The organism is Qipengyuania sphaerica (assembly GCF_019711595.1).
Taxonomy (GTDB): domain Bacteria; phylum Pseudomonadota; class Alphaproteobacteria; order Sphingomonadales; family Sphingomonadaceae; genus Qipengyuania; species Qipengyuania sphaerica.
Genome location: NZ_JAIGNR010000001.1, coordinates 788,174 through 814,302, shown reverse-complemented (window position 1 = coordinate 814,302; position 26,129 = coordinate 788,174). Strand labels below are relative to the sequence as shown.

The window sequence follows — 26,129 nt, the reverse complement described above, 5'->3', positions numbered from 1 at the left end:
CCCTAACAGCTTCAATAACTGTTGGCGATTCGCTCTTTCAACAGCTGGCTGGCGCGGAAAGTCATCACCCGGCGCGGGGTGATCGGCACTTCGACACCCGTCTTGGGATTGCGGCCGATCCGTTCCTTCTTGTCGCGCAGAACGAAGCTGCCGAAGCCCGAAATCTTGACGTTCTCACCGCGGGCGAGCGCATCGCACATCTTGGCGAGGATCTCTTCGACGAGATCGAGCGATTCCGCCCGGCTCAAGCCCATCTTGCGGTTAATTGTTTCTGCGAGGTCCGCGCGGGTCAGCGTACCCACGGAGCGCATCATATCCATTACTTATCCTTCCCCAGACACGACCCTGGGTTCCAGCGACTCAAGCAACGTACTGTATTTGGCCGATTCCCGCAACGCGCGCAGGGCACTTTTCTAACAAAAGTTATACCCTGGCGAGACTTGCGCCCCAGGTGAAGCCGCCGCCCATCGCCTCGAACATCACGAGGTCGCCGGATTTGATCCGGCCGTCCTTGCGCGCAACGTCGAAAGCCAGCGGAACCGATGCTGCCGAAGTGTTGGCATGCTGGTCTACGGTGACGATCACTTTCTCCGCCGGAAGCCCCAGCTTGCGTGCGGTCGCATCGAGGATCCTCGCGTTGGCCTGGTGCGGGACGACCCAGTCGATGTCCTGCGCCGTGACACCCGCATCCTCGAGCACCTCGCCGAGCACTTCGGCAAGGTTGACCACGGCATGGCGGAAGACCTCGCGCCCCTTCATGCGCAGCTTGCCGACCTCGCCCGTGGTGGACGGTCCGCCGTCGACATAGAGCAGTTCCTTGTGCTCGCCGTCTGCATGGAGCCGGGTGGCAAGGATGCCGGGACCGTCTTCGGCCACGTCCTGCGCTTCGAGCACGACAGCGCCCGCGCCGTCTCCGAACAGCACGCAGGTCGTGCGGTCTTCCCAGTCGAGGATGCGGCTGAATGTCTCGGCACCGATCACCAGCGCCTTCTTGGCCATGCCGGTGCGCAGCAGCGATTCCGCCGTACCCAGTGCGTAGAGGAAGCCCGAGCAGACTGCGGCCACGTCGAACGCCACGCCGCCGCGGCAGCCGAGCGCCTGCTGGACCTGCGTAGCGGTAGCGGGAAATGTGTGATCCGGCGTTGCGGTTGCGAGGATGATGAGGCCTATTTCGGCGGCATCCACGCCCGCATCTGCAAGCGCCTTGCGCGATGCCTCGATGGCGAGGCTGGACGTCGTCTCGCCGTCCTCGGCGATATAGCGCTGGCGGATGCCGGTGCGCTCGACAATCCATTCGTCGGTCGTGTCGACCTTGCTCTCGAGATCCGCGTTGGTGACGCAGTTTTTCGGGAGCGCGCTGCCGCTGCCGGTGATTACCGCGCGGATCATTTCGCGCCGAGGCTTTCGGTATCGATCGCGCCGAGGTCCTTCGCGATACGGTTGGTGATGTCGTCTTCCAGCAGGCGGGCGGCGACTTCCACCGCATTGGCCACGCCCTTGGCATTGGCGCTGCCGTGGCTCTTCACCACTACGCCGTTGAGGCCGAGGAAGACCGCGCCATTGTGGTTATTCGGGTCGAGATGATGCTTGAGCAGCTCGGTCGCCGGCCGCGAGACGAGGAAGCCCACCTTCGAGCGGAAGGAAGAGGAGAATGCGCTGCGCAGCAGGTCGGTCACGAAGCGTGCCGCGCCTTCGATGGCCTTCAGGGCAATGTTACCCGAGAAACCGTCACACACGACCACATCGCATTCGCCGCGATTGATCTTGTCGGCTTCGACATAGCCTTCGAAATCCATCGAGAGCGTGTCGGCTGCGCGAAGGCGATCCGCGGCGGCCTGGATATCCTCGGTGCCCTTGGTTTCTTCGGTACCGATGTTGAGCAAGCGCACTCGCGGGCGCTCGCGACCGGTCACGATGCGCGAATAAGCCGCGCCCATGATGGCAAACTGCACGAGGTTGCGCGCGTCGCATTCACGGTTCGCGCCGAGGTCGAGCATGATAACGTCGTTATCGCCGAGCGTCGGCAGCAGCGCCGCCAGCGCAGGTCGGTCGAGACCGGGCATGGTGCGCAGCGCGAGCTTGCTCATTGCCATAAGCGCGCCGGTATTTCCGGCGGAAACGGCAGCACCCGCCTCGCCGCGCTTCACCGCATCGACCGCAAGGCCCATGCTGGTGGTCTTCGCGCGGCGCAGGGCCCTTGAAGGTTTCTCGTCACCGGCGACCACGTCCTCGCAGTGGAGGATTTCGCTGGCTTCGGCCATGCCGGGGTGGTCTGCGAGCGCGGCCTTGATCCGCGTCTCGTCGCCGACCAGCAGGAACTTGAATCGATCGTGGCGCCTGCGCGCGAGCGCGGCGCCCTCGATCATGGTGCGCACGCCTTCATCCCCGCCCATCGCGTCGATAGCGATACGCGGCAAACTCATGACGTTCTCCGGTTCAAGCTATTGGTCTTAGAGACCTTCGGGGGCGAGCACTTCGCGCCCGTTGTAATAGCCGCAGTGCGGGCACAGGTTGTGCGGACGCTTCAGCTCGCCACAGTTCGAGCACTCGTGATGAGCTTCGACCTTGAGCGAATCATGCGCACGACGGTTGCCGCGACGGTGGGGCGATACTTTTCTCTTGGGGACGGCCATCTCGGCACCTGTTCCTCAAACAATTTCAGTCAATTTCGGTGGCCGCCCTAGGGGAAGCTCCGGCATCGCACAAGAGTGCGGTGGCGACGAATTTCCCGACCGTGACGGTGAAGGCGCGCGCTATAGCGATTTTTCGGGAAGATGCAAGCGTAGCGGAGGATAATCGGACCGGCACGATTGCCGCGCGCAATGCGGGGGCATAGCACCTGTCCCAAGGGTGCAATCGAGGGAGAAGATCAATGGGTATCGTATTGCCTGTCACGCTGACCGCCGCCGCCGCAGCAGCAATTATCAACATCTGGCTCGGCCTGCGCGCAGGCCAGATGCGCGCGAAGACCAAGATTTCGATCGGCGACGACGGTCCCGGCGGCCCGCTGACCGCCCGAATGCGCGCGCAGCTCAATTTCCTTGAGAATACTGCCTTCTTCCTGATCCTCGTCGCAGCCATCGAGATTGCCGGACGCGGCGAACCATGGCTCGCATGGGTCGTGGCGATCTACATGCTCGGCCGGGTGGCGCATGGCCTCGGCATGGATGGCGGCACGTTCGCAGTTGGGCGCCCGATCGGCGTGCTGATCACCATGCTGTCGCTGCTCGGCCTCGCGGTGGTCGCGGTGCTGATTACGCTCGGCGTGATGTAAGTCGGCTCAGGCCAGCGCCGCGTCGCTGACGAAGGCGTTGGTCTTGCGCTCTTGGCCGAAAGTGCTGGTGGGGCCGTGACCGGGGATGAAGGTCACATCGTCCCCCAGCGGCCACAGTTTCTTGGTGATTGCGTCGATCAAATCCTGGTGGTTGCCCATCGGGAAGTCGGTGCGCCCGATGCTGCCCTGAAACAGCACATCGCCGACCACGGCAAACTTGCTCGGCCGGTGGAAGAACACGACATGGCCGGGCGTGTGGCCCGGGCAATGAATGACTTCGAGGGTAAGGTCGCCCACTGTCACCGTGTCGCCATCGACCAGCCAGCGGTCGGGTTCGAACACCTGTCCGTTCACGCCATAACGCGCGCCGTCCTCGTCGAGACGGCTGATCCAGAAACGGTCGTCCTCATGCGGCCCTTCGATCGGGAGACCCAGTTCCTTCGCGAGTATTCCCGCCTCGCCGCAATGGTCGATGTGGCCGTGGGTGATCAGGATTTTTTCGAGCTCCACGCCGGTCTGCTTGACCGCCGCCTTGAGCTTGTCGAGATCGCCGCCCGGATCGATCAGCGCGCCCTTGTTCGTCGCAGTGCACCAGACCAGCGAGCAATTCTGCTGGAGCGGCGTTACCGGCACGATGCCGGCTTTCATCGGAGGGGTGGCAGGTTTGGTAGTCGCTTCGGTCATGACGCAACAGATGCGTTGCTTCTTGATCTGAAACAAGGTGCGACTGCCTGGAATGTGGTATTCGGTCCCGGCAAGGAGACACGCAGATGCTTCGTTCTATCCCTTTGATGCTGGCCGGAATGCTGGCCGCAAGTTGCCAGCATCAAGCCCCGGGAGCGCAGATCGCATCCTCGAACGAGCCGGAGCAGGCTCCGGTCTACGTGATCGCCATTTGCGGCGATTGCCATGCCGTCACGGCGGACAGCTTATCACCCAACCCGCAGGCGCCCGGGTTTGCGGACATCGCCAACAGCCCGGGCGTAACGCACGAAACGCTCGTCGCCTTCCTGTCCGATGCGCATAACTATCCGCTTCAGATGGACGTCGACCTGGACGAGGAAGACATTGCGACCATCGCCGACCACATCATGACGCTGCAGTCCGACGACTACCACCGCACGCCATCATAAGGCGCGCGGTGGTCTTGGTGCGGGGGTTTTAACGGGTCTGGAAATCGACAATCCGGCCGTCATTGCGGAACACGCAGGTGAATTCGTCGCGGTTATAATCGCGCGTTTCGATCCGTCCGTAGACATAGACATAGTCCCGGCCCTGTTGGTCGACGTTCTGGATGCTGACGCGGCCGTAGCGAGAGGCTTCCTGGCCACAAGCTCGAACGGCTGCAGCTTCAAAATCACCTCGAGCATTGTATCCATAGTCGTCGCCGCCGAGCAGGCCTCCGAGGCCGCCGAGCGAGGCGCATCCACCTAGCAGCACTGTGCTGGCGAGGGTTGCGGGAATGAGGAACTTGTTCATTGGGGCTCTCTCCTGTGCTTTCGCCCCGCCATCTCCGTCCTCATGCGGGGTGTTGAAGGTGATACGGCTGCCCCAAGCGATTGTTCCTAAGACGGAAAGTCAGATCCTGCCGCCCTTCCACACCACTCTCCCGATCACCTCGACCTCCTCGCGCGCGAGCTCGATCGGGGCATAGGCTTCATTCGCGCTGATCAGGGAAATGCGACCGGGTGCGCTGGCCTGTACCTGTTTGACATGCAGCGCATCGCCGATGCGAACGACATGAATGCCCTCGCCGCTGCGCTTGTGGCGGTCGACGAAGATCTCGTCGCCGCTGCGCAAGGTTGGCTCCATGCTGTCTCCTTCTACCCGGATGGCCGTGAGGTCGGCGCCTTCGAGGCCCATCTCGCGAAGCCATCGGCGAGAGAAGCGGAACGAGTCGAAGGAAATTTCCTCTGCAGAAAAGGCACCTGGGCCCGCCGAGGCATCGAGAGGCAAGCGCGGGACGGCAATGAAGTCTTCCGATTCGCGCGGGGCCCGAAAGTCGGGATCGGCGCCCAGTTCGACCTCGTCCACGCCGAAGAATTCGGCGAGGCGGCGGCGGTCGGCCTCCTCCAGCTTGCGCGGACTGCCCTTGCGGACGAACTGCTGCAAGTAACTGGGATTACGGCCCAACATGGCGGACAGCGAGGACAGGCTCGTGCGCGCCTGCTCGGTCAGCTCGACCAGCCTTTCGCGTTCCGGGGTCATCTCCGCCAACGGCACATCCTTCCTTTCGTCCTCCAGAATTGTCCCGAAACGGGAGGTGCAGGAGGATCTATGCGAGAAAATTCCTATAGCATAGGATTTTTCCTAGACAAGTAGGATTTCGAATGGAACGTATCGGGAACAGGCGAAGCGATTCGCCAGTTGGACAAAGCCTATGGGGAGCCCTGGCAATGCTGATCCGCTCGATAGAGAAATTCCTTCGCGTACATGACATGCCGCCGACGAAGTTCGGCCGCCTTGCGGCGCATGATCCGCGCTTCGTGCTGGACCTGCGCATGGGCCGCGAACCGCGCAGCGGGACCGAGGCGCGCATCCGCGGCTTCATGTCCGGTTTCGATGCAGCAAGGGCCGATTTCTCAAGGGAGCTGCCGGATGTACAATGATAACAAAACCCCTCGCCCGTCCCGTTCTCGCCGATCGGCAGCCGACCGGGTCCGCAAAGCGATGCTCAAGCTGAGCGAGCATCATGGGCAGGTCATCACCCACACCGAGCGGGCCTGGGCCAGCATCACTTTTGCCGGCACGCGCCACAGCCTGTCGATATTGTTCGCCGGCGATGAGGCGGTGGAGGCAGGAGAGCGCTTCGTGGCAACCCTGCCCGATCACGAATTCGCGATCCCCGGCCAGCTGGTCGCCGATGCGGGCGTGGTTGAAGTGGAACACCGCCTCTCCCCCAGCCCGCGGCTGGTGGTGCAATGCGACCTGCTCTTGCTGGAGGATGCCTGATTAATACCCCGCCGCCAGATCCATCTGCGGCTGAACCGGCTCGCCCTTGTGCCAGCGCTCGAGGTTTTCGATAAACCGGTCGGCGCTGCGTTGGAACATCTTGGTCTGCGCGCGGCCCGAGAGGTGCATGGTGACCTGCGCGTTGTCGAGGCCCCATAGCGGGTGATCCTCGGGCAAGGGCTCCGGATCGGTGACGTCGAGCAGCGCGGCATCGATACGCTTCGCCTCGAGCGCGGCGACGAGGTCGTCCTGCTTCACCACATCGCCACGCGCGATGTTCACCAGCACCGCGTTGGGGCGCATGGAGGCAAGCTCGATCTCGCCGATCATGTGGCGGGTCTCGTCAGTGGATGGGACGGCGAGGATCACCCAGTCGAATTCGCCCAGCTTTTCGCGCCATTCGCCGGGGCGCAGCGCACCTTGCCCGCCCGAACGACGCACGGGGACGACGGTCATGTCGAAAGCCTCGAGCCGCGTCTTTATAAGCTTGCCGATCGCACCGAGGCCGAGCAGCAGCACTCGCTCGCCCGACAACTCGCGCTTGCCGGGGCTGTCGAGCAGCCATTCCTTCCGGTCCTGCGCGCGCACTACTTCGCGATACCCCTTCGCATGGGCGAGCATCAGCATGACGACATATTCGGCGATAGTGATCGCGTTGATCCCGACGCCATTGGTCACGGTGACACCGCGCTCCGCCAGCAGGTCGAGCGGCATGAAATCGAGCCCGGCATAGATCGAATTGAGCCATTTGAGATTGGTCGCTGCGGTGGCGATCTCGGCCATCGGCTCCTTTTCATTGAGGTCGAACCATCCGATCTCCGCTTCCGGAGCGAACTCCAGCGCCTGCTCCTTCGACATGAACCATAGCGGCTCCACCCAGTCGGGCAGCCGCGGCTCTACCAGCGGGCGGATCAGGGCAGACATCACGGCTTTGGTCATCTAGCGTCTCTCCAATGGCGAGAACGGACGAACCCGAAGCGAGTGCGCGCGTCAAGACCGCGCAGGTTCCGGTGCTGCTGGTCGACGGTTTCATGGGCGCGGATTTCGCGGCGGAATTGTGCGATTTCGCGGAGGCTCACGAGAGCGAATTTGCGCGCGCGGTGGTGACACGGCCGGGTGTGGAGCGCGAACTCGACACGGCAACACGGCGATGCCTGAGCTTCGAGGGCGAACTTGGCTCGCTCGCGGATCGCTTCCTTGCCCGTGCCGCAGAAAGAAATGTGTTCGAAGAGCTACGGATCGAGCCGCTTGCCGAGCCGCACCACCAGTTCTCGCTTTCCGCGCATCGCGATGGCGATTTTTTCCTGCCGCATTCGGATGTGGTCACAGGCGGGAACCGCGCCTTCCTCGGCTATGACCGGCTCGTGACGCTGACTTATTACGCGCACCGGCCCGAAGCACGCTTCGAAGGTGGAGAACTGGTCCTGCGAGGGCTGTTCGGGCGCGGCGATGAGCAGGTGTTCGAACCGCTGAACGACCGGTTGGTCGCCTTCCCCAGCTTCGCGCCGCACGAGGTGCGCAAGGTGATCCAGCCCGATGCCCCCTTTGCCGAGGCACGGTTTGCGCTGACCTGCTGGCTCGGGCGGAGGCTGGCCTAGAGCTTCCACTCCCAGCCAAGCGGATCGCCGTCCATCACTTCGACGCCCTTTGCGGCGAGGCTGGCGCGGATTGCGTCCGAAGTGGCGTAGTCTTTCTCCACCTTGGCGTCTTTGCGGCGAAGGATTTCCGCCTCGATTTCGGCTTCGGTAATTTCGGCAGTCTTCGGTCGGATGCGGAGCGCCTCGCGGGTCAGGCCGAACAGGTCGAGGCCCAAAACGCGGTCCATTTCCTCGACCACGGCGCGCTTCACCCCGCCATCGACTTTCTTGACCGCCAGCGCCTCTTCCAGCGCGACCAGCGCCACCGAGGTATTGAGGTCGTCGGAGATGGCAGCTGCGAACTTCTCGCGCATCGGCACAAACTTCTGGTGTGACGGATCACCGGCTAGGTCTTCCTTGAGCCGATCCACCTGCATCACGATCCGCTTGAGCCGCGTCAGCGCCGCGCCCAGCCCTTCCCAGCTGAACTCCAGCTCGCTGCGGTAATGCGCCTGCAGGCACATCATGCGGTAGGCGAGCGGGTGATAGCCCTTATCGATGAGCAATTGCAGGCGCAGGAACTCGCCCGCGCTCTTGCTCATCTTGCCGCTGCGCTCGACGAGGAAGTTGTTGTGCATCCAGATACGCGCGCCGCTGTTCTCGGCCTCGCCAAGGCCGCCCGTGCAGCAATGCGCCTGGTTTTGCGCGATTTCGTTGGGGTGGTGGATCTCGCGGTGATCGATGCCGCCGGTGTGGATGTCGAAGGGGAAGCCAAGAAGCTTGCCGCCCATGACCGAGCATTCGAGATGCCAGCCGGGCGCGCCCTTGCCCCAAGGGGAATCCCATTCCATTTGCCGCGTCCCGCCTACGGGCGTCTTGCGCCAGATGGCGAAATCGGCGGCGTTGCGCTTGCCCTCGACCGTTTCGATGCGGCCCTCGCCTTCTTCAGTAACGGCGCGGGCGAGCTTGCCGTAATCTTCGATGGTCGAGACGTCGAAATAGAGCCCGCTCTCGAGCTCATAGCAATGCTTGTCCGCGATGCCCTTCGCGAAGTCGATCATCTCGTCGATGTAATCGGTGGCGACCGACCACTTGGCCGGCTGGCGGATGTTCAAGGCCTTCACATCGGCCCAGTAGGCTTCCGTATAGTGCTTCGCGATGTCCCAGATGGACTGCGCTTTTTCGGCAGCCATCTTTTCCATCTTGTCCTCGCCCGCATCACCGTCGTCGGTCAGGTGCCCGACATCGGTGATGTTGATGATGTGGGTGAGGTCGTAGCCCTTCCAGCTCAGCGTGCGGCCCAGAATGTCCGCGAAGACATAGGCGCGCATATTGCCGATGTGGGGGTAATTGTAGACTGTCGGGCCGCAGGTGTAGACGCGCGCCTCGCCTAGGTGGACGGGAGTGAACGTCTCGATCTGGCGGGTGAGCGAGTTGAACAGCTTCAATGGCGTTTCGGTCATGCGCAGGCCATTAGGTCGCGGCGCGCTTACTGCCAACCCTCCCAGCGTACGGATTCGTCCAGCCCTGCACGTTTCACATCGAACCGGTTCACCGGCGCATCCGCATCCCGGTAGCCGATGGCCATGCCGCAGAAGAAGATGTGGTCCTCGGGAATGTCGACCATTTCGCGCACTTGCGGGCTGTAGGCGGCCCATGCTTCCTGCGCGCAGCTGTCGAGGCCCTCCTCGCGCAGCAACAGCATGATGGTCTGCAGCCACATGCCGATATCGCTCCACTGCGGAGGGCCCATGTACTTCGGCGTGTGGACCAGCATCAGCACCGGCGCCCCGAAGGCGCGGAAGTTGTTGGCAAACCACATGAGGCGCTTGGCTTTGTCCTCGCGCGTGATGCCGAGCGAGGCGTACATGTCCTCGCCCACGCCGAAACGGCGCTCTTCGTAAGCGCCGTCGAGGTCCTTGGGATAAATATCGTATTCGGGCTTCAGCGCCGCGCGCCCCTTGGGAAATTCCTGCGCTACCCGGTCGAACAGCGCCTCCATCGGCTCGCCGGCGAGGACGACGGCATTCCACGGCTGGACATTGCCGCCCGATGGTGATCGCTGCGCCTTTTCAAGCACACGGGTAAGCGTGTCGCGGTCGACCGGCTGGTTGGTGAAGGCGCGGACGGAGCGGCGGGACTGGACGGCGTCGGTGACTTTCATTCGATATCCCACCCGAACATCACCGCTGCCTCCTCTTTGCCTTGCAGCGATCGGTAGAATTGCTGCGCGCGTCCGTCATCGCCTTCTGCGAACACGAAAACATGACCGCAGCCAAGCTCCCGTGCTTTTCCTTTCACGATCTCAATCAGCTTTGTGCCGACCCCATTGCGGCGTGCCTCCGCGTCCACACCCAGCTCGTGGATGAATATCTCGTCCTGTTTGTCGGCATTGCGATAAAGCGAAGCCGAAACGAAACCGATGGCACGGCCATTCTCGAGAGCAAACCAGATAAAATGATCGGGTCGAGAAAGGAAATCGGAAGTCCGGCCAGGACGTGGTTTCTCGTCGAAAAGGTGAGCCGAGTTCGCGATCAAATCGGCATCGTCGGGTGCAAGCAATCGGATATCGATGCTCACCCCTCCACCTCGAACAACCCCGCAAGCTGCTCGATAATCGTGCCGCCGAGCTGTTCCACGTCCATGATCGTCACCGAGCGCTTGTAGTAGCGGGTCACGTCATGGCCGATGCCGATGGCGGCGAGCTGGACGGGGCTCTGCTTCTCGATCCACTCGATCACCTTGCGCAGGTGTCCTTCGAGATAGCCTGCCTGGTTCACGCTCAGCGTGCTGTCGTCGACCGGTGCGCCGTCCGAGATCACCAGCAGGATGCGGCGGTCTTCGGGGCGGGCGAGCAGGCGGGTGTGCGCCCAGAGCAGCGCCTCGCCGTCGATGTTTTCCTTCAGCAGCCCCTCGCGCATCATCAGGCCAAGGTTGCGGCGCGCGCGGCGCCATGGCTCGTCGGCCTTCTTGTAGATGATGTGGCGCAGATCGTTGAGGCGGCCCGGATCGGCGGGACGGCCATCGGCAAGCCATGCCTCGCGGCTCTGTCCGCCCTTCCACGCGCGGGTGGTGAAGCCGAGGATTTCGGTCTTCACGCCGCAGCGTTCGAGCGTGCGCGCCATGATGTCGGCGCTGATCGCGGCGATGGAAATCGGCCGCCCGCGCATACTGCCCGAATTGTCGATCAGCAGGGTGACGACCGTGTCCTTGAACTCGGTATCGCGCTCGATCTTATAGGACAGCGCATGGCCGGGGCTGACGACCACGCGGGTGAGGCGCGCGGCATCCAGCAGCCCCTCTTCCTGGTCGAAATCCCAGCTGCGGTTCTGCTGCGCCATGAGGCGGCGCTGGAGGCGATTGGCGAGCCGCGTCACCACGCCCTGCAATCCGGCAAGCTGGCTGTCGAGATAGGCACGCAGCCGGTCCAGTTCCTCGTGATCGCACAGCTCGGGCGCTTCGATCACTTCGTCGAACTTGTCGGTATAGGCCTTGTAATTGAAATCTTCGGGCAAGTCGGTCCACGGGCGGTTCGGGCGCACGGGCTGCATGCCTTCGCCATCCTCGTCCGAAGGATCGCCGTCGGACATTTCCTGCTCGCCCTCGACGTCCTGCTCGGCATCGCCATCGGCCTCGCCGTCGACAACTTCGCCGCGCGCATCGCTCTCCTGCGGCTGGGCCTCACCCTCCTCTTCCTCGTCCGAATCCAGGTCGTTCTCGGGAGCTTCGCCCTCCTCGTCCTCGCCATCCTCGCGGCTGTCGTCCTCGGGCGTGTCGGGCAGCGTCAGTTCGAGATGCCGAAGCATGTCGAGCGTGAGGTCCTGGAAGGCGCGCTGGTCGTCGAGCGCGCCCGCGAGGTCCTCCATGTCGGTGCCGATGGCGGAGAGGATGTCCTGCCGCACCATGTCGACGCCGTTGCGCGCCCGGTCGGGAATGGCCTCGCCGGTCAGCGCCTCGCGCAGCATCAGCGAAAGCGCTGTCGGCAGCGGCACTTCGCGCGCCTCGCTCGCCCGCGCGATGGGATCGGTGGCGGTGCGCATCTCGACCGCCGCATCGAGATTGTCGCGCATGCCCGAATAGCGGGTGGATCCCACCGCCTCGTACCGCACGCGCTCGATGGCATCGTAGCAGGCGCGTGCAATCGGCTCGGGCGGCGCGCCACGCACATGCATGGCCTCGTTATGGTGGCGCAGCTTGAGCGCGAAACTGTCGGCAAACCCGCGCGCCTCGCGCGCCTGGTCGGGCGGCAGCTGGCGGCCGGGCAGTGGAACGCGGAAGTTCTTGCCCGACTGGGTCGGTGCATCCGCGCTCCATGCAACCTCCACTTCCGGCTCGCGCGCGATCGCCCGCGCCGTGCCGGTCAGCGCCTGCTTGAACAGGTCGAGAGGGGTCTGGTCTGCCACGGACGCCTATTTAGGAGGTCGGGATGGTCTGGCCAGTCTTTTCCCAGTCGGCGATGAAGCCTTCGATGCCCTTGTCGGTCAGGACGTGCTTGAACAGCCCCTTGATGACCGCTGCCGGCATGGTGGCGACATCTGCGCCAATGCGTGCGCTTTCGAGCACGTGGACGGGATTGCGGATGCTGGCGACGAGGATCTCGGTCGTGAAGCCGGGATAGTTGTCGTAGATCGTGCGGATATCGCGGATCAGGTCCATGCCGTTGAAGCCGTTGTCATCGTGACGGCCCACGAAGGGCGATACGAAGGTCGCGCCCGCCTTGGCGGCGAGCAGCGCCTGGTTGGCCGAGAAGCACAGCGTGACGTTCACCATCGTGCCGTCGCCGGTCAGCTCCTTGCAGGTCTTGAGGCCGTCGATCGTCAGCGGCACCTTGATGCAGACATTGTCCGCGATCTTCCGCAGCGTTTCGGCTTCCTTCATCATGGCCTCGTGGTCGAGCGCGACCACCTCGGCGCTGACCGGACCATCGACGATGCCGCAGATCTCCTTGGTCACTTCCATGAAGTCGCGGCCCGACTTGGCGATCAGCGAGGGATTGGTGGTGACGCCGTCGAGCAGGCCGGTGTCGGCCATTTCCTTGATGTCGGCGATGTCGGCGGTGTCGACGAAGAATTTCATGGGTAGGGCGCTCCAGGCGGGATTGAGGTTCTCTACCGCTGCAAGGGCATGGCGCGCAGCGAGTCAAGGCTTGTGGCGAGGCTCTCCCAAACATCGGGCGCATCGTCGCGCTCGACGAGGTAATGACGCACCCCCTGCCGCCGTGCCTCGGCGAGGACGGCGGGGAAGTCGATCGTGCCCGTGCCGACATCGGCCATGCTGCCGTCGGGGGCAAAATCCTTGAGGTGCATATGCGTGATGCGCCCCCCGTTCTCGCGCAGGAATTCGAGCGGGTCCTGCCCACCCTTCTTCGCCCAGTAGGTGTCGAGTTCGAAGGCGATGAGCGGGTCGAAATCGGCGAGCATCAGGTCGATGGGGCGCACGCCGTCGAGCGGGATGAACTCGAAGTCATGCGGATGGTAAGCAAAGGCCAGCCCTTGCGCCTCGGCTTGGCGTGCGGCGATGTTGAGATAGCCGATCCACTCGCGCCATTGGTCGAGCGTTTGCCGCTCCTCTGGCGGAATCCATGCAAGCATGATGGTGTCGGCACAGGCAGCCTTGGCAGATGCGACCGCAGCAGCGGGATCGTCGCGCAGCTGTAAAGCGTCGGCATGTACCGCCGCAACAGCGAGACCCAGTCGCTGCGTCTCTTCGCACAGGCGCTCCTGCGGGACTGAATAGGTGCCGACAAATTCGACGCTGTCGAAACCTGCGGCCTTGACCTGCTGCAAGGTCCCGAGCGGATCTTCGCCCATCGCATCGCGCAGCTGATAAAGCTGGACTCCATATTCGTACCGGGGATTTTCGTCCGCGGGCACGGTGGCGCAGGAAGTCAGCAGGAAGGCGGATGCGGCTGGCAGGGCGAGTCTCATCGCCCCACCATGCCACGTTAGTTCAGAGACGCGAACCCGCGCCGAACACGCCGATGATCAGCGGATCGCGGGTGGCGGCCGGATCGGCGCGTATGGCCGCTTCCTCCACCCCGATTTCACGCCAGATCGTGTCGTCGAGATTGGTGGCGAAGCGAGTGGTGGCATTGGTGAAATTGACGCCAGTGAGCGCGGAGACCAGCTGCCCGACCAGCGGGTCGCTCGCCACGCGCATGGCGCTGCCGAGTTCGGGGACCATCGCCTCGACGAGCGATGTGCCCATCGAATTGCGCAGGAAACCGGTCGCCGCCGTCGGGCCGCCCTTTACCAGGTCGATGGCGTTCTGGATGCCGATGGTGCGCACGGCTTCCGTCACCAGCGGGGCTGCGCGTTCGGCGCCCTCATAGGCGATGTCGCCCATCGCATCCTGCAGGCGGTTCTTGAACAATGCCGATGTGAGGATGCTCGAAAGGATGTCCCCGCGCGTGCCGAGCAGGTTGTTGAGGCCGAGCGTTGCAACCTGCTGGTCCCAGAAGCCGCCCGAATTGAGCATGCGCGAGAAGGCGCGATCGCTCGAGAGGAACAGGATGCGCTGCACGGCATCGACCATGCTGAAGCCGGGGATGCCTGCACAGCCGCTCAGGGCAAGGCCTGCACCGCCCAGCGACAATCCGCCGAGAAAGGCGCGGCGTCCGGTGGGTTTCTCGAGAATATCGGTCATTTCTTCACTCCTCACAAAGTCCCACCCTTGTTTCATATCGCTTACGCGGCCCATATGAGCCGCAAGATGAACCGCGTCCGTTGCCTTGTCCTCAATGCCGCCTTGGGCCCGCTCGATTACAAGGTGCCGGATGGCATGGATGTCGGCCCCGGTTCAGTGGTCGAGTGCCCGCTGGGCCCGCGTACCGTGATCGGGATCGTCTGGGAGGCTGAACGGCTGCCGGGCACAGACGTTCCGGCAGAGAAGCTACGTTACCTTAGAGGCTTATACCCGATCCCGCCGCTCACTGAGCCGCTGCGCAGGCTGATCGAGTGGACTGCAGACTACTACGTCGCATCGCTGGCTAGCGTCGCACGGATGGCGCTGTCTTCGGGTGGCGCGCTGAAAGGTCCGGCGAGCATCACCGAATATCGCCTGAGCGGCGGAATGCCAGAGCGCCTCACGCCCCAGCGGCTGGCGGCGATGGAGGCGCTGGAGGGCGAACAGGCGACAATCCGTGAGCTGTCGGGAATGGCGGGTGTGTCGGAGGGTGTGCTGCGCGGGTTGGTGAACCAGGGTGTGCTCGAACCCGTCGAGGTCGATTGCGACCGGCCTTATGACGAAGCACGGCCCGATTTTGCGCAAGTCGAACTCAGTGCAGAGCAGCAGAAGGCATCGGACCGCTTCTCCGCCGCGGTGCGCGAGGCGAAATTCGCGCCCTTCCTGCTCGACGGGGTGACGGGATCGGGCAAGACCGAAACCTATTTCGAACCCGTCGCCGAAGCGCTGCGGCTGGGCAGGCAGGTGCTTGTACTGCTGCCCGAAATCGCGCTGACCGAAAACTTCCTCCACCGCTTTGAGGAGCGTTTCGGAGTGTCGCCCGTCTTGTGGCATTCCTCGCTCAAATCGACCGAGCGGCGCCGTGCCTACCGCGCGGTCGCCAGCGGGGAAGCGCAAGTGGTGGTCGGAGCGCGGTCGGCGCTGTTCCTGCCCTTCGCCAAGCTCGGCTTGATCGTAGTCGACGAGGCGCATGAGACCAGTTTCAAGCAGGAAGACGGCGTACGTTATAATGCCCGCGATGTGGCGGTCATGCGCGCGCATTTCGAGGGCTTCCCGATCATCCTCGCCAGCGCCACGCCCGCGCTCGAAAGCCTGCAGATGGCCGAGAGCGGAATTTACCAGAAGGTCGATTTGCCCAGCCGTTTCGGCGGCGCGCAATTGCCCGACATCGACACGATCGATCTGACCGAGGAAAAGCCCCCGCACGGCATGTGGCTTGCCCAGCGGCTGGTCGACGGGATCGCCGAGCGGCTGGAGCGCGGCGAGCAGTCGCTACTCTTCCTCAATCGTCGGGGTTACGCGCCGCTAACGCTGTGCCGGAACTGCGGTTTTCGCTACCAGTGCCCCAATTGCAGCGCCTGGCTGGTCGAGCATCGTTTCACCCGCCGCCTCGCCTGCCACCATTGCGGTCACGAGGCGCCAAGTCCGGCCGCCTGCCAGGAATGCGGCGAACCGGACTGTCTCGTCGCCTGCGGACCCGGCGTCGAGCGCATTGCCGACGAAATTGCCGAGCGCCTGCCCGAAGCACGGGTGTTCGTCGCCACCTCCGATACGCTCAATTCCCCCGGTCGCGCGGCCGAATTCATCGCAATGGTCGATTCAGGCGAGGTCGATGTCATCGTCGGCACGCAGCTGGTGACCAAGGGTTTCCACTTCCCTGAACTGACCCTCGTAGGCGTGGTCGATGCCGACCTCGGCCTCGAAGGCGGGGACCTGCGGGCCGGTGAGCGAACCTACCAGCAAGTCGCGCAGGTCGCGGGCCGGGCAGGTCGCGGCGCCAAGCCCGGCGAAGTCCTCATCCAGACGCGGCACCCAGAAGCCAGCGTCATCGCCGCGCTTGCCGCAGGCGACCGTGACGCGTTCTATTCCGCCGAAACCGAGATGCGGCGCGATGCCGGTGCCCCGCCTTTCGGCCGCTGGGCCTCGATCATCGTATCCTCCGAAGACGAAGCAGAAGCGCGCGAAGCCGCCCGCAGGATCGGCGACACCCGCCCCGAGGTCGCCGACTGCATGATCCTCGGCCCCGCCCCCGCCCCGATGGCGCAGCTGCGCGGCAGATACCGCTATCGCCTGCTGATGAACGCGCGGCGGTCCGTGCAATTGCAGGATGTAATCCGCAGCTGGCTGGGCCGGATCGACCATCCGCCCGGTGTGCGCGTGGCGGTGGACGTCGATCCTTATAGTTTTGTGTGACGGTTGCCCTGTCGAATGGCGATGTTAATACTTGCCGGTAATCGTGTGCGTTCAATCGAACACGATTCCCCGTCACAATGGTGTCGCGCGGGGAGAAGACGGGGACTGCAAAAATGTTGAAACGGCTATCTGGCCTCATGGGTGCTTTTGCGCTCGCCATTCATGCGCCGGCATCCGCGCAGGAATGGTGGTATGTCGAAAGTGACAATTTCCGAATCTACTCGGAAAGCGGCGAGGACGCATCGCGCGAACTCGCGCTAAATCTTGAAAAAGTCGATCTGGCGCTGCGGGTTTACACGGGCGCTAAGAGCCCTGACGAAATCACGCCCTATGTCGCTAAGCCGACGATCTATCATTTCGGCAAGTCGGAAGACATCGGAGCGCTTCTAGACGCACGTTCCGTCCTTGGCTTTTTCATCCGTCGTGCCGGACGTTCGGTCGCTTTTTCCCCGATCACCGATGATCGACGTCGCCAGCATTCACGCAGCCGCGGGACTCGCGACAAGTGGGATTTCTACGATTACGACGTCGAACCGCTGGCAGTGCTCTATCACGAATACGCGCATTATTTCATGTTCCAGAACGCGCCTGCAGCTTACCCGATGTGGTATTCGGAAGGGTTCGCGGAATTTTTTGGCAACATCATCATTGAAGACGACAAGTTCTTCCTCGGTGCGCCGCAATCTTCGCGCGAAGCGGAAATTGCACTCGCGAACGTCGATCTGGACGAGGTCTTCCCGAAGGATGAACGAAATTCACGCTATCTGCGCTTTCCTTACTACGGGCACGGTTGGCTGCTCACGAGCTATCTGAGCCTTCATCCGGAGCGTAAGGGCCAGTTGCACGCCTTCCTCACCGACATCAATCAGGGGACGCCGACGCGCAAAGCCGCCGAAGCCGCGTTCGGCGATCTCGGTGTGCTCGAAAAACAGTTGTCGGCTTACCGCAAGGAACGCGCCATGATGATGGGCTTCCAGTTCCCCGATGCGAGCGGCCAGATAATCCAAGCGCGCAAACTCGCTCCCGACGAAGCGGCGATCATGCCCGCGATGATCGCTCTGGAAAGCTCTTTCGATACCGCTGGCGCAAGAGCAGCCCTGCGCCAAGCGCAAGACATTGCTCAGAGATTTCCTTCCAGTGACACGGTCAAGCGGGTCCTGATGGAGGGATATCTCAAGGCTGGCGATTTCAACGAAGCACGCGATGTTGCGCTTACCCTGGCTGACGGTCCGCACGCGCTGGAAGCGCAAATGACGCAGGGATATGCGGCTCTGGAGTTTGCAAAGCAGGATTCAAATTGGTTGGCGACCGCGCGGAAGCACTTCCTGGCGGCCAATGCACTCGAGCCGCTCGATCCGCGGGCATTGACCGGCTATTACCTGAGCTATCGCCTCGGCAGTGGAGAGCCGCCCGAAAACGCTCTCGTGGCGCTTGAAGCCGCATATTCGATGGCGATGTTCGACAACGATATCCGCCGGGCTCTGGCTCATCTCCTCCTGACCGAGGGACGCGACAGCGATGCCATGAATGTGCTGGCTCCTTATGTGAACCAGCCGCACAGCGGCAAGGAGACCAAAAAGCTGCGCGAACTGATGGAGCAGCTCGAAGATGGCGAGCGCGAACCTTTGATGAATGAACTGGCTCCCTCGCTCGATAAGGATGACGATTAAAATTTTCATTCGATATCGACGGACACTTTGAGCGGGGTCGGGCATTGTCGAGAGCAATGTCCGGCCCCGTTCTCGTTCCCGTCCTCGGCGACCAGCTTGCCCGCACCCTCGCCAGCCTCCGCGGACGCACCAAGGACGACACCGTCATCCTGATGATGGAGGTGTGGGACGAGGCGACCTACGTCAGGCACCACAAGCAGAAGATCGTGCTGGTCTTCTCCGCCATGCGTCATTTCGCAGCCGAATTGCGCGATGCGGGGTGGACGGTCGATTACGTGAAGCTCGACGACGGGGACAATGCGGGCAGCTTCACCGGCGAGGTTGCGCGCGCGATAGAGAGGCATTCGCCCCGCCTCGTCAGCGTGGTCGAAGCGGGCGAATGGCGCGTGCGCGAGGATATGGAGCAATGGGCGGACAAGTTCGCCTGCAAGGTCGAAATCCTGCGCGACGACCGGTTCATCTGCACTCAGGCCGAATTCGACGAATGGGCGGAGGATCGCGAGACGCTGCGGATGGAATATTTCTACCGCGAGATGCGCCGCAAGACCGGCCTGCTGATGGATGGCGACAAGCCCGAGGGCGGAGAGTGGAATTACGACAGCGAGAACCGCAAGCCGCCGAAGGATGGGCTGAGCGCACCGGAGAGGCCGAAGTTCGAGCCCGACGAGATCACCGAGGATTGCATCGAACTGGTCGAGGATCGTTTCGGCGATCATTTTGGGTCGCTGGAGCGGTTCCAATGGCCCGTGACGCGCGATGAAGCGGAAGAGGCCGCCGATGCCTTTTTCGCCGAGCGGATCGAGTGCTTCGGACCTTACCAGGATGCCATGGTTGCAGGAGAGGACGACCTTTTCCACTCGATGCTCTCGACCAGCATCAATCTCGGCCTGCTCGACCCGCTCGACCTCTGCCAACGCGCGGAGCAATCCTACCGGGACGGAAGGGCGCCGCTCAACTCCGTAGAGGGATTCATCCGACAGATCATTGGCTGGCGCGAATATGTGCGCGGCTTCTACTGGCACCAGATGCCGCATTTGCAGAAAGCGAACGCGCTCAACGCCCAGCGCGGCCTTCCCGACTTCTACTGGACCGGCGAGACCGAGATGGCCTGCCTTGCCGACTGCATCCGTTCGACCCGCGACAATGCGCATGCGCACCACATCCAGCGGCTGATGGTGCTCGGCAATTTCGCTTTGCTGGCAGGCGTGAACCCGCGCGAGGTGCAGGACTGGTTCCTTGTCGTTTACGCCGATGCCTATGAGTGGGTCGAACTGCCCAATGTCGCCGCGATGATCCTTTATGCCGACGGCGGAAAGCTGGCGAGCAAGCCCTATGCGGCCTCCGGAAACTACATCAACAAGATGAGCGATTACTGCTCCGGCTGCACCTATTCACCGCACAAGAAGACCGGCGAAGGCGCCTGCCCCTTCAACCCGCTCTACTGGCACTTCATGCACCGCCACCGCGAGCGGCTGGAGAAAAACCACCGCATCGGCCGGATCTATTCGACCTGGGACCGGATGCGCGAGGAGAAGCAGGCCGAATATCTCGAAAGCGCCGAGAAGATCCTTGATGCACTCGTTCCGGACCGCGGAGGCTGGGCGCGCTAGCTCGCAGAAGGTCCGAGCGAAAGATCGAGACTGCTTGCCCCTGCCGCAAAGTAGTCCCGCCATTCGTCCGAAAAGTCGCGCATCGCCCCCATTTGCGATCGTGTACTCACGAACGAGGGCTCCGACTTGCCGCGATCGTAATAGGCCCATTCGCCATAAGGTTGGGCCCGGTACTGGCTCGGCGTCATTCCCTGCAGCTTTCGGAATTCCTTTATCCAGTGAGACTGGTCGGCGAAATCCAGGTCCCCCGGCACGTGAAGCCAATCGATATCCAGCCCGCGGCCCTGATCGCGCGACCGGAAGAGACGGATGATACGCTTGAGGCGAGTGGGACTTACGCCGAATGTCTTGCGGACTGCACGTTGCAGCGTTCGTTCGGTGACCCCGATCCTGCCCGCGATAATGCCGACCGGAGCGTCGAGATCGGCGACGATCTCCGCTCGCGCCCTTTCGGCCAGTCCACGCGGTGATGCCTGTTCGAAAAGCTTCAGAAAAAACGCGTCGAGCAGTCCGGAAATGGCCACCAGATCACCCCCAGCTGCTTTCAAACTGGCGAGCAATTGCTCAAGGCCCTGGCAGTCGCTGTCGTCGAGCGGCTCTATGCGAGAAAATCTCGCCGGATCGATGCCGAACAGGCGCCACCACGCGCCGCCGAACATCTGGACAAGGACAATCGTGCCGTCCCGCTTTTCATATGTCTGAGGAAGAGAGTTGAACGAATTGCCGAGGATGGGCCCCGGAATGCCTTGGCCATCAAGCAGCACCGCATCGCGATCGAGGCAGAAACACAGCACGTTGGGGCGCAGGAAATGGCCAGCCGGGAAGGCATCCTCGCTCACGATGTAGAGACCGACATCGCGCGTTAGATCGCGGTTTGGAAGTAGGGCGTGCAGCATCGCTGCGACCTTATGCCGCTAACCTGTTAACTCCTCAATACATGGGGGAAACTGGTCTCAGGCAGGCTGGCGGTCGGCCGCTGCAAAAGCGCTTCGACCGTCCTCGATACCGTGGTCTTCGTAGAGGCGGTAGCGATGGAGAAGGCGGATGCTCAGGCTGATGCCTATCAAGGGCAGGACAGATACTATCAGCGTTATCCCGATCATGAACCCGCGTTCCTGCTCGGCATTGGGCTCGTATCCGGATGCCTGCAAGATCCAGCCGAGAACGAAAGCGGTCGCCGCGAGCGCCAGTTTTGCGATGAGCCCGTAAATGGTCACATAGATGCCCTGTCGCTTTCGCCCGCTTTCCCTGGCGTCGAAATCGGCGATGTCGCCGAGCATTGCGTAGCCGACACAATTTCCTGCCGCGCCGCCTATGCCCGACAGGAAAGCGAGGAAGATGAAGAACCAGATGCCGAGACTCGGCACGAGCACCCAGCCGATCAGCACCGCAGCCCAGAAATATTGGCCGATAAGCCACGACTTGCGCACGCCCAGCCGCGGGATGATCCGCCACCAGATGAACGAGGCCGCCATCGCAGTAACCGCGTTCGTCAGGAAGACATACATTGTCATTTCGGGCCGATCGAGGACGTAGCGTGTCACGTAGGGCACTGCGAAGCCGATGCAGGCAAAGGCCACTACCTCGGCTGTCTGTATGCCGAGGAACTGGCGGTGATAGCGATTGGCAAGCACCTCCTTCAGCATGCGGAAAACGGGCCGCTCCTCGGTGCGTTGCCGTTGTGGCAATTCGCGCACGAAACTGAGCGACACGAGATAGAGAACGAAATAGGCGCCCATGAAGCCGAGGATAAACGGCTTGATCGCCTCGCGCGGCGCGGAATGGTCAGTGAGGTGCTGCATCAGCCAAAGCGACGTGAGATATGTTACAAGCGCGAACAGGCGAAAGATGACCTGCACGAAGACCCTTTGGCGCGGAGTGCGCGTCACCTCTAGCCCGAGCGCGCTGACCGGCACGCCTCTCAGTGTCTCCGACAACTCGTAGAGGACGTAACAAGCGGTGACCCAGACAAACAGCCAGACGCCTTGCAAGCTTTCCGGCGGCAGCCAGACCAGCGCAAGCGCAGGATAAAGCAGGGCGCCGAGGAAGATCAGCGGGATCCGACGTGCGCCTTTGCGCCTGTCGCTCCACACGCCGATCATGGGATCGGTCACGCCATCGAAGATACGAGCGATCAGCAGGATGGAGCCGACCATTGCCGGGGCAATAAGCAGTACGTCGGTTGCATAAATGGCGAAATAGCTGCCGAGCAGCGCCACGGGCACGTTCAACAGGATCGGCGGTGCCAGCAGGAAGAAACGCCTGAAGGCCTTGTTTTCGTTATCGGTAACGAGTTGCATCGATGCTCCCTTGGCTCGCAAGCGAACATGCAGCCATCGGTCGCGGCAGGATAGAAACTATCCGACAGCAATCGGAACGCGACGCAAACAGCGGAATATGCCGGAACCCTATCCCCGAACGCCCAGCGTCGGCGAAACCGGACCGGTCGAATTCGGCAAGGTAATCTGCTCGCGGCGACGCACCCACCAGGGCCTGACCAGGTGGCCGAGGTCCATCGATTTCTTGAGCAGCCACAGGCCCGTACCCGTTGCAATCACCATGGCTACCACGGACGCCTCCAGTCCGAAGGCGCCGCCGGAAATGAGTTCGTCGCCCGCCGGTTTGGAATCGAGCAATCCGTCCACGGCGATGCCCGACACCGATACATCCCAGATATAGCCCTGAACCACGTTCCAGCCCCAGTGCAGGCCGATCGCCAGCCACAGGTTGCGGGTCAGCATGTAGGCTGCCCCCAGCAGGATCCCTGCCTCGACGGCTATGGCGATGGAAGCAAAAAGGGTACCGTTGGGATTGCTCCAATGTACCAGCCCGAACAGCAATGCCGACAGCGCAAGCGCGATCCAGCTTCCGAAGAATTCTTCGAGGAAGCGGAAGATCACGCCGCGGAATAGGATTTCCTCGAAGAAGGCAGCCTGGAAACCGCCGAGAAGAATAATGAACGCGATCGAAGTGCTGCCGCCCCAGCCTACGATCCGGTAGCCTCCGAGGAGCGCTGCAATCGCCACGATCGCGCTCATCAGCACGGCGGCAAACAGGATGCCGATAAAGAAATCGCGAAAGCGGCTGTCGAAAGGAAGGTCGTCCCTCGGCTCCGCCCCCAGTCTGCGGATGACCAGCTTGACCAGCAAAACCGAACCCGCCGCGAGCAACAGGCCAGGGAGGTATGCCGAAAGCCACTCGGGCGCAGCATCGGCATCCTGATAACCGGCTGCGTCCATGATCCCGCCGAAGGATAGTCCGAGAACCGCTCCGAATGCCAAGAAGGCAAGCAAACCAAGCAGCAGGGCAACAAGTGGAAACTCGTAGATCTTGCGCCAGGTGGACTTTCCAGCGGCTGATGCTTCTGCTGTTTCGGTCATGCGATCCTCTCCCATCGCCTGACTAGCACCGCATCGCGCGGCCCAAGTCAATCGCCGGACTTGCCTTCACGTCTGAGAAGTTCCGCCTTGATCTTCGTCCCATAGGCATAGCCGCCCAGCCCGCCATCGGCGGCAATCACCCGGTGGCAGGGGATGAGGACGGCTATATTGTTCGCGCCGTTGGCGCCGCCGACCGCCCTGCTGGCCTTTGGATTGCCGAGCATGGCGGCCTGTTCGCCATAGGACCTCGTCTCTCCTGCCGGGATTTGCCGCAGCGCGTCCCAGCAGCGTTGCTGGAAAGCGGTGCCTTTCACGTCGAGTGGTATATCGGTGCTGGTGGCCGTGGCGGGGTTCTCGACCGCAGCTGTGACCTTGTCGAACAGCGCCCGGAAATCATCACCCGCCACTACCAGTTCGGCCTTGGGAAAGCGGGCGCGCAGCTCGTCTTCGCCTTCGCCAAAGCTGAGGCAGCATACGCCCTTTTCGGTTGCGGCCACCAACATGTCGCCAAGCGAAGTGCCGATCACGCTCCAGTGAATGGTGCGGCCCTTGCCGCCATCCTTCCAGTCGCCCGCACTCATCCCGCTGCCCCTCCTGTCCTCGTAAAAACGCGAGGGCGCGCCATAACCCGCCTCGTATATCGCTTCGGTCACGCTGGTGCCTTCGCCCAGCGCTTCTTCTGCCCGCTCGCGGCGCAAGGCGCGCTGGTAGGCTGCCGGAGAAAGTCCGACCGAGCGCGTGAAGATGCGCTGGAAATGGGACGGCGAATAATCGGTGAGCTTGCCCAGTCGATCGAGCGAAACTGGCGCTTCCGCATCGCGCAGCGCCCTGAGCGCCAGTATTACCGCTGCTTCCTCGCGGCTCTGCTGGTCGGGGGCGCAGCGCTTGCAGGCGCGCAGGCCTGCCGCCTCGGCCGCCGCAGCATCGGAATAGAAGCGCACGTTCTCCCGCTTGGGAGCGCGCGCGGGACAGGACGGGCGGCAGTAGATACCGGTCGAATGCACGCCGGTCACGAAAACGCCGTCGAACCGGCGGTCCTTGGCGAGTGCAATGCGCCAGCGATCTTCGTCCGTGAGGGTTTTCGGGTCTGCCATCGTCCTGCTTCCTTTATCGTGTGCACACTTCTTTGCAAAAGCTGAGTGCACCCGCATCCCGAAGCTTGCGGTCAATGTCCGCCAGCGATTATGAGGGCCGCGGATGGGACGTTCTCTCGCAATTTTCGCCGCGCTCCTTGCGCTTGTCATGCCTGCCACCGCGCAGGCCGACCCTGCCGATATCGACGCGGCGGCCCGCGGCGTCGTGCGCGTGGTAATTATCGGAGCGGACGACGACGAGATCTATCCGGTCAGCCACGGCACGGGTTTTGCCGTTTCTCCCGAGACCATTGTGACCAATGCCCATGTGGTGCGCGATGCCATGAGCGACGACGATTTGCGCATCGGCGTTGTCCCCAGCGGCGGCGGCGAAGCGGTCTACGGGCAGATCCTCTCGGTGAATTCGCGCAACGATCTGGCCCTTGTCAGATTGACCGGCAGCCTGCGCCTGCCCCCGCTTGCCATCACCCCGCGCATCGTGGCCGATAGCGGGCAGGTCTACAGCGTCGGCTACCCGATGAATGTCGACCGGGCGCAGGGTCTCGACCTTTCCGACATCTTCCGCTCGATGCCGCCGGTCAAAAGCCCCGGCTTCGTATCGGGCGCGCGCCCCAGCCGCCAGTTCGACACCATCCTCCACACCGCCCCCATTGCGCGCGGTAACTCGGGAGGTCCGTTGCTCGACCCCTGTGGCCGCGTCGTGGGTGTGAACAGCTTCGGCGCGGACAACGAAGGCGGCGATGCAGAGTTCTTTTTCGCCGTGTCGAACCGCGAACTGCTGCCCTTCCTGCGTGCAAACGACATAACGCCGACCACCAATGACAGCCCCTGCCGCAGCCTCGAAGACTTGGACGCTGCCGAAAAGGCCCGGCTCGATGCAGAGCGCATGGAAGCTTTGCAAGGCCTGGCCCAGCGCGCCGAGGAAACGCGCGCCAAGCGCGAACGCGCCCTGCTCAAGGCGCAGTTGGGCGTAGCGCAGGACCGCGAAGACCGCATGGCGCTGGCCTTCATATTGCTGCTTGGCGCCTTCGGCATCGCGCTATGGGCGTGGAGCCGTCACGAGCGCTTCGATGCAGAGGCCGAAGACGCGGAACTGCGCCGGAAGAAGATCAACATCGCATTCGGCATCGCCGGATTCCTCGTCGTCGTCGCGCTGATCGCCTTCCTGACGCGCCCCGGTCTCGATGAGATCGACCGTCGCGTCGCTGCCGAGATGCAGGACGGCGGTGCCGCCCAGAACGGCAAGGATCCGCTCGCTACGAATGCGCAAGGCGATGCCAAGCTCGTCTGCCGCATCGTGCCGGAACGCAGCCGCATCACGAGTACGGAAACACCGGAAATCACCTTCGACTGGACTGTCGAGGGATGCGTCAACGAGCGTACGCAGTATGGCTATGCCTCGGGCAATTGGTCGCGGGTCTTCGTGCCGAATTCGGAAGACGCCGTCTCGGTCAACAGCTTCGACCCCGACCGCCGCATCTTCCGCTCCGAACGCTATCTCCTGCCGCGAAGTGCGATGATCGACGCCCGTGAAGCGCGCGGCAAGTATGAAGCGCCCAAGTGCGGCGACGAGGGCGCAGCTAGCAAGCTAGGCGACTTGCAGGGCGAAGTGCTCGGCCAGTTACCCCAGCAACCCAACGAGCGGCTGGTCTACCAGTGCGAGCCCGCTGAGTAATCCGCGCTCAAGCAGCGAAG

Annotated in this window: 28 protein-coding genes; 9 read left to right on the top strand and 19 right to left on the bottom strand. The window is 62.8% G+C overall.

Going from position 1 to position 26,129, the window contains the following annotated elements; translation table 11 throughout:
* Positions 1-11: 11 nt before the first annotated feature.
* From K3178_RS04080 to rpmF, 4 genes are all read right to left on the bottom strand, one after another.
* On the bottom strand, positions 12-314 hold the full coding sequence (locus K3178_RS04080; RefSeq protein WP_221570779.1) for an integration host factor subunit alpha: 303 nt from the start codon (positions 312-314) through the stop codon (positions 12-14).
* Between the two features lie 109 nt (positions 315-423).
* The gene (locus K3178_RS04075) at positions 424-1,389 is read right to left on the bottom strand and encodes a beta-ketoacyl-ACP synthase III (RefSeq protein ID WP_221570088.1); all 966 of its coding nucleotides are present in this window, start codon (positions 1,387-1,389) and stop codon (positions 424-426) included.
* On the bottom strand, positions 1,386-2,423 hold the full coding sequence (plsX, locus tag K3178_RS04070; protein WP_221570087.1) for a phosphate acyltransferase PlsX: 1,038 nt from the start codon (positions 2,421-2,423) through the stop codon (positions 1,386-1,388). Before plsX ends, K3178_RS04075 begins: the two co-directional genes overlap by 4 nt.
* Before the next feature lie 27 nt (positions 2,424-2,450).
* Complete coding sequence (gene rpmF, locus K3178_RS04065; RefSeq protein ID WP_040965823.1) at positions 2,451-2,633, bottom strand: 50S ribosomal protein L32; 183 nt, start codon at positions 2,631-2,633, stop codon at positions 2,451-2,453.
* Between the two features lie 239 nt (positions 2,634-2,872).
* On the opposite strand from rpmF, the gene K3178_RS04060 reads away from it, so the two are divergent.
* Positions 2,873-3,274, top strand: a complete 402-nt coding sequence (locus tag K3178_RS04060) for an MAPEG family protein (protein ID WP_221570086.1) — start codon at positions 2,873-2,875, stop codon at positions 3,272-3,274.
* Positions 3,275-3,280: 6 nt separating this feature from the next.
* Here the strand turns inward: K3178_RS04060 and K3178_RS04055 are convergent, their stop codons facing one another.
* Positions 3,281-3,922, bottom strand: coding sequence for an MBL fold metallo-hydrolase (locus K3178_RS04055; protein ID WP_221570778.1), 642 nt, complete (start codon positions 3,920-3,922; stop codon positions 3,281-3,283).
* Between the two features lie 122 nt (positions 3,923-4,044).
* Between K3178_RS04055 and K3178_RS04050 the strand changes: the two genes are divergently transcribed.
* Positions 4,045-4,407 carry a hypothetical protein gene (locus K3178_RS04050; protein ID WP_221570085.1) on the top strand — a complete coding sequence of 121 codons (363 nt, stop codon included), beginning with the start codon at positions 4,045-4,047 and terminating at the stop codon, positions 4,405-4,407.
* A 28-nt stretch (positions 4,408-4,435) separates the two neighbouring features.
* Here the strand turns inward: K3178_RS04050 and K3178_RS04045 are convergent, their stop codons facing one another.
* Positions 4,436-4,753, bottom strand: coding sequence for a hypothetical protein (locus tag K3178_RS04045; RefSeq protein WP_221570084.1), 318 nt, complete (start codon positions 4,751-4,753; stop codon positions 4,436-4,438).
* A gap of 99 nt (positions 4,754-4,852) precedes the next feature.
* Positions 4,853-5,482, bottom strand: coding sequence for a S24 family peptidase (locus K3178_RS04040; protein ID WP_221570777.1), 630 nt, complete (start codon positions 5,480-5,482; stop codon positions 4,853-4,855).
* Positions 5,483-5,670: 188 nt separating this feature from the next.
* Between K3178_RS04040 and K3178_RS04035 the strand changes: the two genes are divergently transcribed.
* A complete protein-coding gene (locus K3178_RS04035) occupies positions 5,671-5,883 on the top strand; it encodes a hypothetical protein (protein ID WP_221570083.1) in 213 nt (70 codons plus the stop codon).
* 61 nt (positions 5,884-5,944) lie between these two features.
* Positions 5,945-6,226, top strand: coding sequence for a hypothetical protein (locus tag K3178_RS04030; protein WP_221570082.1), 282 nt, complete (start codon positions 5,945-5,947; stop codon positions 6,224-6,226).
* On the opposite strand, the gene K3178_RS04025 is transcribed toward K3178_RS04030, so the two are convergent.
* Positions 6,227-7,165, bottom strand: coding sequence for a D-2-hydroxyacid dehydrogenase (locus tag K3178_RS04025; RefSeq protein WP_221570081.1), 939 nt, complete (start codon positions 7,163-7,165; stop codon positions 6,227-6,229). It abuts the gene before it with no gap.
* A gap of 14 nt (positions 7,166-7,179) precedes the next feature.
* On the opposite strand from K3178_RS04025, the gene K3178_RS04020 reads away from it, so the two are divergent.
* On the top strand, positions 7,180-7,824 hold the full coding sequence (locus K3178_RS04020; RefSeq protein ID WP_221570080.1) for a 2OG-Fe(II) oxygenase: 645 nt from the start codon (positions 7,180-7,182) through the stop codon (positions 7,822-7,824).
* On the opposite strand, the gene cysS is transcribed toward K3178_RS04020, so the two are convergent.
* From cysS to K3178_RS03985, 7 genes are read right to left on the bottom strand one after another with little or no spacing between them, the layout of a single operon-like run.
* Complete coding sequence (gene cysS, locus K3178_RS04015; protein ID WP_221570079.1) at positions 7,821-9,266, bottom strand: cysteine--tRNA ligase; 1,446 nt, start codon at positions 9,264-9,266, stop codon at positions 7,821-7,823. The two genes, K3178_RS04020 and cysS, sit on opposite strands and share 4 nt — an antisense overlap.
* Before the next feature lie 26 nt (positions 9,267-9,292).
* The gene (locus K3178_RS04010; protein WP_221570078.1) at positions 9,293-9,967 is read right to left on the bottom strand and encodes a nitroreductase; all 675 of its coding nucleotides are present in this window, start codon (positions 9,965-9,967) and stop codon (positions 9,293-9,295) included.
* Positions 9,964-10,383: a GNAT family N-acetyltransferase gene (locus tag K3178_RS04005; RefSeq protein WP_221570077.1), complete on the bottom strand. Its 420-nt coding sequence runs from the start codon at positions 10,381-10,383 to the stop codon at positions 9,964-9,966. Before K3178_RS04005 ends, K3178_RS04010 begins: the two co-directional genes overlap by 4 nt.
* Positions 10,380-12,206 (bottom strand): cobaltochelatase subunit CobT, encoded by a 1,827-nt coding sequence (gene cobT / locus K3178_RS04000; RefSeq protein WP_221570076.1) that lies wholly within the window; start codon positions 12,204-12,206, stop codon positions 10,380-10,382. The genes K3178_RS04005 and cobT overlap by 4 nt, the downstream gene beginning before the upstream one ends.
* A gap of 10 nt (positions 12,207-12,216) precedes the next feature.
* Positions 12,217-12,879, bottom strand: a complete 663-nt coding sequence (gene fsa / locus K3178_RS03995) for a fructose-6-phosphate aldolase (protein ID WP_221570075.1) — start codon at positions 12,877-12,879, stop codon at positions 12,217-12,219.
* Between the two features lie 32 nt (positions 12,880-12,911).
* Positions 12,912-13,730, bottom strand: coding sequence for a sugar phosphate isomerase/epimerase family protein (locus K3178_RS03990; RefSeq protein ID WP_221570074.1), 819 nt, complete (start codon positions 13,728-13,730; stop codon positions 12,912-12,914).
* Positions 13,731-13,752: 22 nt separating this feature from the next.
* Positions 13,753-14,448 carry a DUF4197 domain-containing protein gene (locus K3178_RS03985; protein ID WP_221570073.1) on the bottom strand — a complete coding sequence of 232 codons (696 nt, stop codon included), beginning with the start codon at positions 14,446-14,448 and terminating at the stop codon, positions 13,753-13,755.
* A 54-nt stretch (positions 14,449-14,502) separates the two neighbouring features.
* On the opposite strand from K3178_RS03985, the gene K3178_RS03980 reads away from it, so the two are divergent.
* The 3 genes from K3178_RS03980 to K3178_RS03970 all read left to right on the top strand — a co-directional run bounded on the left by K3178_RS03980 (position 14,503) and on the right by K3178_RS03970 (position 19,960).
* Positions 14,503-16,680, top strand: coding sequence for a primosomal protein N' (locus tag K3178_RS03980; protein ID WP_282098830.1), 2,178 nt, complete (start codon positions 14,503-14,505; stop codon positions 16,678-16,680).
* A gap of 113 nt (positions 16,681-16,793) precedes the next feature.
* Complete coding sequence (locus K3178_RS03975; RefSeq protein ID WP_221570071.1) at positions 16,794-18,350, top strand: tetratricopeptide repeat protein; 1,557 nt, start codon at positions 16,794-16,796, stop codon at positions 18,348-18,350.
* A gap of 56 nt (positions 18,351-18,406) precedes the next feature.
* Entirely contained in the window at positions 18,407-19,960 is a 1,554-nt protein-coding gene (locus tag K3178_RS03970; protein ID WP_221570070.1) for a cryptochrome/photolyase family protein, read from the top strand.
* On the opposite strand, the gene K3178_RS03965 is transcribed toward K3178_RS03970, so the two are convergent.
* The 4 genes from K3178_RS03965 to K3178_RS03950 all read right to left on the bottom strand — a co-directional run bounded on the left by K3178_RS03965 (position 19,957) and on the right by K3178_RS03950 (position 24,434).
* Entirely contained in the window at positions 19,957-20,856 is a 900-nt protein-coding gene (locus K3178_RS03965; protein WP_221570069.1) for a helix-turn-helix domain-containing protein, read from the bottom strand. The genes K3178_RS03970 and K3178_RS03965 overlap by 4 nt on opposite strands.
* Before the next feature lie 57 nt (positions 20,857-20,913).
* Positions 20,914-22,260 carry an MFS transporter gene (locus K3178_RS03960; RefSeq protein ID WP_221570068.1) on the bottom strand — a complete coding sequence of 449 codons (1,347 nt, stop codon included), beginning with the start codon at positions 22,258-22,260 and terminating at the stop codon, positions 20,914-20,916.
* Between the two features lie 108 nt (positions 22,261-22,368).
* Positions 22,369-23,340: a CPBP family intramembrane glutamic endopeptidase gene (locus K3178_RS03955; RefSeq protein WP_221570067.1), complete on the bottom strand. Its 972-nt coding sequence runs from the start codon at positions 23,338-23,340 to the stop codon at positions 22,369-22,371.
* 47 nt (positions 23,341-23,387) lie between these two features.
* The gene (locus K3178_RS03950) at positions 23,388-24,434 is read right to left on the bottom strand and encodes a bifunctional transcriptional activator/DNA repair enzyme AdaA (protein WP_221570066.1); all 1,047 of its coding nucleotides are present in this window, start codon (positions 24,432-24,434) and stop codon (positions 23,388-23,390) included.
* Positions 24,435-24,537: 103 nt separating this feature from the next.
* Here K3178_RS03950 and K3178_RS03945 point away from each other — a divergent pair, with 103 nt between their 5' ends.
* Positions 24,538-26,109 carry a S1 family peptidase gene (locus K3178_RS03945; protein WP_221570065.1) on the top strand — a complete coding sequence of 524 codons (1,572 nt, stop codon included), beginning with the start codon at positions 24,538-24,540 and terminating at the stop codon, positions 26,107-26,109.
* Positions 26,110-26,129 lie beyond the last annotated feature (20 nt).

Coding starts and splice junctions, on each gene's coding strand:
- K3178_RS04080 (WP_221570779.1), bottom strand. CDS start 314: ATGATGCGCTCCGTGGGTACGCTGACCCGCGCGGACCTCGCAGAAACA.
- K3178_RS04075 (WP_221570088.1), bottom strand. CDS start 1,389: ATGATCCGCGCGGTAATCACCGGCAGCGGCAGCGCGCTCCCGAAAAAC.
- plsX (WP_221570087.1), bottom strand. CDS start 2,423: ATGAGTTTGCCGCGTATCGCTATCGACGCGATGGGCGGGGATGAAGGC.
- rpmF (WP_040965823.1), bottom strand. CDS start 2,633: ATGGCCGTCCCCAAGAGAAAAGTATCGCCCCACCGTCGCGGCAACCGT.
- K3178_RS04060 (WP_221570086.1), top strand. CDS start 2,873: ATGGGTATCGTATTGCCTGTCACGCTGACCGCCGCCGCCGCAGCAGCA.
- K3178_RS04055 (WP_221570778.1), bottom strand. CDS start 3,922: ATGAAAGCCGGCATCGTGCCGGTAACGCCGCTCCAGCAGAATTGCTCG.
- K3178_RS04050 (WP_221570085.1), top strand. CDS start 4,045: ATGCTTCGTTCTATCCCTTTGATGCTGGCCGGAATGCTGGCCGCAAGT.
- K3178_RS04045 (WP_221570084.1), bottom strand. CDS start 4,753: ATGAACAAGTTCCTCATTCCCGCAACCCTCGCCAGCACAGTGCTGCTA.
- K3178_RS04040 (WP_221570777.1), bottom strand. CDS start 5,482: ATGACCCCGGAACGCGAAAGGCTGGTCGAGCTGACCGAGCAGGCGCGC.
- K3178_RS04035 (WP_221570083.1), top strand. CDS start 5,671: ATGCTGATCCGCTCGATAGAGAAATTCCTTCGCGTACATGACATGCCG.
- K3178_RS04030 (WP_221570082.1), top strand. CDS start 5,945: ATGCTCAAGCTGAGCGAGCATCATGGGCAGGTCATCACCCACACCGAG.
- K3178_RS04025 (WP_221570081.1), bottom strand. CDS start 7,165: ATGACCAAAGCCGTGATGTCTGCCCTGATCCGCCCGCTGGTAGAGCCG.
- K3178_RS04020 (WP_221570080.1), top strand. CDS start 7,180: ATGGCGAGAACGGACGAACCCGAAGCGAGTGCGCGCGTCAAGACCGCG.
- cysS (WP_221570079.1), bottom strand. CDS start 9,266: ATGACCGAAACGCCATTGAAGCTGTTCAACTCGCTCACCCGCCAGATC.
- K3178_RS04010 (WP_221570078.1), bottom strand. CDS start 9,967: ATGAAAGTCACCGACGCCGTCCAGTCCCGCCGCTCCGTCCGCGCCTTC.
- fsa (WP_221570075.1), bottom strand. CDS start 12,879: ATGAAATTCTTCGTCGACACCGCCGACATCGCCGACATCAAGGAAATG.
- K3178_RS03990 (WP_221570074.1), bottom strand. CDS start 13,730: ATGAGACTCGCCCTGCCAGCCGCATCCGCCTTCCTGCTGACTTCCTGC.
- K3178_RS03985 (WP_221570073.1), bottom strand. CDS start 14,448: ATGACCGATATTCTCGAGAAACCCACCGGACGCCGCGCCTTTCTCGGC.
- K3178_RS03980 (WP_282098830.1), top strand. CDS start 14,503: ATGAGCCGCAAGATGAACCGCGTCCGTTGCCTTGTCCTCAATGCCGCC.
- K3178_RS03975 (WP_221570071.1), top strand. CDS start 16,794: ATGTTGAAACGGCTATCTGGCCTCATGGGTGCTTTTGCGCTCGCCATT.
- K3178_RS03970 (WP_221570070.1), top strand. CDS start 18,407: ATGTCCGGCCCCGTTCTCGTTCCCGTCCTCGGCGACCAGCTTGCCCGC.
- K3178_RS03965 (WP_221570069.1), bottom strand. CDS start 20,856: ATGCTGCACGCCCTACTTCCAAACCGCGATCTAACGCGCGATGTCGGT.
- K3178_RS03960 (WP_221570068.1), bottom strand. CDS start 22,260: ATGCAACTCGTTACCGATAACGAAAACAAGGCCTTCAGGCGTTTCTTC.
- K3178_RS03955 (WP_221570067.1), bottom strand. CDS start 23,340: ATGACCGAAACAGCAGAAGCATCAGCCGCTGGAAAGTCCACCTGGCGC.
- K3178_RS03950 (WP_221570066.1), bottom strand. CDS start 24,434: ATGGCAGACCCGAAAACCCTCACGGACGAAGATCGCTGGCGCATTGCA.
- K3178_RS03945 (WP_221570065.1), top strand. CDS start 24,538: ATGGGACGTTCTCTCGCAATTTTCGCCGCGCTCCTTGCGCTTGTCATG.